The 4,731-nt window shown below is 69.1% G+C and carries 4 protein-coding genes; 2 read left to right on the forward strand and 2 right to left on the reverse strand.

What is annotated here, in order from left to right; translation table 11 throughout:
* Together HMPREF1137_RS03225 and hemE are read right to left on the reverse strand one after the other, a co-directional pair.
* On the reverse strand, positions 1 to 1,032 hold a 1,032-nt coding region (locus tag HMPREF1137_RS03225; RefSeq protein WP_007588872.1), incomplete at its 3' end, for a protoporphyrinogen/coproporphyrinogen oxidase.
* The gene (hemE, locus tag HMPREF1137_RS03230) at positions 1,029 to 2,126 is read right to left on the reverse strand and encodes a uroporphyrinogen decarboxylase (protein WP_007588871.1); all 1,098 of its coding nucleotides are present in this window, start codon (positions 2,124 to 2,126) and stop codon (positions 1,029 to 1,031) included. The genes hemE and HMPREF1137_RS03225, both read right to left, overlap by 4 nt.
* A gap of 241 nt (positions 2,127 to 2,367) precedes the next feature.
* Between hemE and HMPREF1137_RS03235 the strand changes: the two genes are divergently transcribed.
* Entirely contained in the window at positions 2,368 to 3,690 is a 1,323-nt protein-coding gene (locus HMPREF1137_RS03235; protein WP_007588873.1) for a glutamyl-tRNA reductase, read from the forward strand.
* Positions 3,687 to 4,637 carry an EamA family transporter RarD gene (gene rarD, locus HMPREF1137_RS03240; RefSeq protein WP_007588875.1) on the forward strand — a complete coding sequence of 317 codons (951 nt, stop codon included), beginning with the start codon at positions 3,687 to 3,689 and terminating at the stop codon, positions 4,635 to 4,637. Before HMPREF1137_RS03235 ends, rarD begins: the two co-directional genes overlap by 4 nt.
* The last annotated feature ends 94 nt before the right edge of the window (positions 4,638 to 4,731 follow it).

A 4,731-nucleotide genomic window follows, 5' to 3' on the forward strand; every position in this document is an offset into this window, starting at 1 on the left:
GTCGTCCAGCTCGGGGGCGTGGACGGCCAGGGTGAGGCGCGCGATGGGCGCGCCCTCAGGAACGCTCACATCGGGCACGAGGCCGGGGATGCGCGCCTGCGTCAACAGGCGCAGGGCGGCGCTGGCGCTGCAGGCGAGGACGAGGCGCTCCGTCGTGACGCTCACGCCCGGTCCGCTCGGCACGGGTTCGGCTCCGGGGGTGGGCCCGGGCTTGGTCGGCCCGCACTCGAGGGTCCATCCCGTGGCCGCGCGCCTCAGTGAGAACGCGCCCGTGCGGGTCAGGACTGTCCCCCCGGCCTCTTCTATGGCGGTTCGCAGCGCGTCGACGAGGACGAACATGCCGCCCTCAACGCAGGCTTCGGGGATGCGGCGTGATCCGGCGGCGGCCAGGCGCGCCGCGACCGCAGCAGACAGGGATCCGTGACGGGCAGTCTCAGCACGCAGGCCGGGGGCAACCGTGTCGGTCGCCAGCATGGAAGGGTCGGCAGTGTAGATGCCCGCGATGATCGGCCGCACCGAGCGCTCCAGCACGGCCTCCCCCATGCGCGCGGTCACGAAACCGGCCAGAGTCTCCCCGGCCTCGTCCATACCGACGCCGCCGCCCATCGAGCGATCCTCGAGGGCGCGGCGCACCCCGGCCTCGCCGAGTACGTGAGCGCAGTCGGGCGCGTCCGGGTGAGCCGGGATTCCCAGGAACGAGTCGCGCAGGAAGGGGCGCAGCTCCCAGCCCCCGCGCAGGGAGGGTGCGTAGAGGCGGGCGCCCGATCCGGCGGGCTCGACCGAGGTCAGCCCCAGGGCCTCCACGATCGACGAGGTGTCGGTGCCTCGCACGACGTATGTCTCCGCGCCCAGGTCCACGCTCGCCCCGCCGACCGTGCCGCGGGCGATGAGGCCGCCCAGGTAGCCGCGCGCCTCAATCAGGAGGGGACGCACGCCCGCGCGGGCCAGTTCCCACGCGCTCACGAGGCCAGCGATACCTCCGCCGACGACGACCGCGCCGGGGTGGGTGGGGATGGCCTCCAGGGGGTTCATCGTTCGTCACCCAGCTCGTGCACCAGCTCCACGATGCGCGTCAGCACGTCCGGGTTGGTCGTGGGTGGCACGCCGTGCCCAAGGTTGAAGACGTGGCCTGGGGCGGAGCGCCCAGCGTCGAGAATATCTCGAACAACCTGTTCGATAACGTGCCACGGGGCCTGAAGTAGTGCGGGGTCCAAATTCCCCTGCACGGCCTTCCCGGGCACCTGCGCGATGGCCCACGACAGGTCCGTCTTCCAGTCCACGCCCACGCAGTCGGCACCGACCTCGGCCATATCGGACAGGATCGGCGCGCTGCCCGTCCCGAAGTGGATGAGCGGAGCGCACTCACCGGTCACCGGACTGACGACGCCGGCGACGCGCTGCGCAACCAAGCGCGAATACGGCGCGACGGATTCCCTATAGGTACGAGGCGAGAGAGACCCCACCCACGAGTCGAAGAGCTGCGCGGCGCTCGCCCCGGCCTCGATCTGAGCGGTGATGAAGTCGGCGCTCACGCGCGCACACCAGGTCATGAGAGCATCCCACGCGCCCGGGTCCGACGCCGCGAGCGAGCGCGCAGCCATGTGATCGCGCGAGGGACGCCCCTCGACCATGTACGCGGCCAGGGTGAAGGGGGCGCCGCCGAATCCAATGAGCGGCGTGGAGCCCAGCTCGCGCACCGCCGTTGCGACGCCGTCGCGCACGGACTGGGCTCCCTCGGCACAGTCGCGCGTACGCCCGGTGGAATCGGTCCACGACCCCTCCCCATACCGATGACTCAGGAGCTCGTCGATACTCTCGCGCGTGCGATAGGGATGATCGAGGACGGGGCCGACGCCCGACTCAATCTCGACACCCACCCCGGCCAGGCGCAGGGGGACCATGATGTCCGAAAAGAAGATGCCCGCATCCACGCCGTGGCGCCGCACGGGCTGCACCGTTGCCTCGGCGGCCACGTCGGGGCGCAGGCAGGCCTCGAGCATGGGCAGGCCGACGTCGGCGCGCAGCTCGCGGTACTCAGGCAGGGAGCGTCCGGCCTGACGCATGAACCACACGGGGATGGGCCCGCGTTGCCCGGTCAGGGCGGCAATCAGCGGGGGCGTCGTCATGTGTCTCCCTTAATTTAATGATGTTTTCATGCGTTAATTCGCGCATTTCCGTCGTTTTCCAGTTTAGTTCAAGACAATTTCTCACACGCCGCAAAAGCTTGATTTTGCGTGCCTTTATATCCATTTATCCGCGGGAGAGAGCCATTTATTTCACCGACATTCCAAAATGACACGGCGTCACCAACATAAATAGCTTCGCTGCTCTGCTCGCTCTACCCGCGTGCCCTTAAATGGACGCGTTGTGACTATTCATGTGCTCTCCGCGGACCACCGCTACACCCCCCTCGATGACATCGCCCGGCTCTCCAGCGCGGACGATCTGGGTCCTACCCTCACGCGCTCGCTGCCGAACGCGCGCGGAGTCATGGTCCTGCGCACCTGCAATCGCGTCACCATCTACGTCGACGCCCCGGCCTCGGCCGACCCCCACGCGCTCAAGGACGCGGTCGAGCGCGAGCTCGCCCAGGCCTCGCACGCACCGCGCGAGGACGTGAACCTGCGGCACCTGTGGGGTCGCGACGGCCTCGTCGATCTGTTTTCGACTGCGGCGGGACTGGAGTCCATGGTCATTGGCGAGCGCGAAATCGCGGGGCAGATGCGACGCGCCGCGCGCACGGCCTGGGAGGACGGGACCCTCAGCTGCGACCTGGGGCGCGCCGCCGAACGGGCCTCGGCGACCTCCCGCCGCGTCGCAACCGAGACCGGACTGGCCGGGGCTGGACGATCCGTCGTCGCCGTCGGCCTCGACATGGCTGCGGCTCACCTGGGACCGTGGGTGGACACGCGCGTGCTCATCGTCGGCACGGGCGCCTACGCGGGCGCGACCGTCAGCGCCCTGCACGCGCTCGGCGCATCGGACGTGTCCGTCTACTCGACGTCTGGGCGCGCACGCGAATTCGCAGAAGGGCGAGGCATCGGCTGGGTTGATGCCGCAGACCTGCCCTCTGCTCTGGAGCGCGCCGACCTCGTGGTGACATGCCGAGGGCTGGGAAGCCCCGTCCTGACGCGCGACATGGCCGCCCAGGCCGGGCCAACCGTGGTCCTGGACCTCGCCCTCATGCGCGACACCGAAAGCTCTGTCGCCTCACTCCCGAACGTCACGCTCATCGACCTGCCGACCATCCAGGCGTCGGTCCCCGCCGCCGATGCTGACGCGTTGACGCGCGCCCGCGCCATCATCGACGAGGAGGTCTCCTCCTTCGAGCGCGGCCTCGGCGCCCGATCCATGGACCCGGTCGTGCGACACCTGCGTTCACGCGTTTTCCGCATCGTTGAGGAGGAGATCGATCGCCTCGGAGAGGCTCCCCTCTCGACCGACGACGCCGCCCGAGCATTGCGCCACCTGGCCGCGCGCCTCATCCACAACCCGACCGTCATGGCGCGCCGGGCGGGCGAGGAAAGCCAGCAGGAACGCTACCTGGAGGCCCTCGGCGTGGTCCTCGGCATCGACGAGACCACCCTGATTTCGGGGGACGCCGCCGCCCCTCACGCTTTCTCGCCAGGTGATCACAGCCGTTCCCGCGGCGGCGTCTGCCCACACGATGTTCATACACTGGGTGCATGAGCACCCAGAAGAACGAACCACGCGCACTCGCCCTCGGCGTTTCCTGCTACGTGATCTGGGGATTCTTCCCCCTGTACTTCTCGCTGCTCTCCCCCGCCGGCGCCGTCGAGGTGATCGTCCACCGCGCGGTGTGGGGCCTGTTCTTCTGCCTCGTTGCGCTCGCCCTGACGGGTTCGCTGGGGAAGATCCGCGCGCTGATCGCCGACCGGGGAGCCCTGTGGCGCCTCGCGGTCGCGGGCGCGCTCGTCGTCGTCAACTGGTCGGTGTACGTGTACGCGGTCCTCGCCGGCCACACAACCGACGCGGCGGTCGGCTACTTTATCAACCCCCTCGTGACGATCGCGCTGGGCCTCATCGTGCTGCGCGAGCGCGTCACCCCGATCCAGAAAGTGGCCCTGGCCCTCGGCGTCGTCGCAGTCGTCATCCTCGTGATCGGCCAGCGTTCAGTCCCCATCGTCTCACTCACGCTCGCATTGACGTTCGGCCTGTATTCCCTCGTCAAGAAGGACGTGGCCGCGCGCGTCGACCCACTCGCGGGCATGGCGATCGAGACGGCCGCGGTCTCGCCCGTCCTACTCGGCTACTACGCGTATCTGGCTGCGACATCCTCGACGTCGTTCCACACGATCGCCTCATCCGACGGCTCCGGGGTGTCCTGGGTGATTCACCTGGCGCTCCTGGTGGGCGCGGGCGCGTTGACGATGATCCCCCTCATCATGTTCGCCTCGGCGGCGAGGGGCCTGACCCTGGGGACGATGGGCTTCCTGCAGTACCTGGGGCCCACCCTGCAGCTGCTCGTCGCCGTGTTCATCTTCCACGAGACCGTGCCCACGTTCCGCTGGATCGCGATGGGCGTCGTGTGGGTGGCGCTGGGGTGCCTGAGCGCCGACTGGCTGCTCGGCTCCGTGCGGGCCAAGCGCCTGGCGCGCGCGGGGCACCAGGACTGAGGCCGGGGACACGAGCAACAACGGGCAGCGAGGACGGTACCGCGCACAGTTTCGTTTCACCCTCTCGGTGAGGTCCGCACCGTACACTGAGGCT

Source organism: Actinomyces sp. ICM39, from assembly GCF_000282935.1.
In the GTDB taxonomy this organism is placed as follows: domain Bacteria; phylum Actinomycetota; class Actinomycetes; order Actinomycetales; family Actinomycetaceae; genus Pauljensenia; species Pauljensenia odontolytica_B.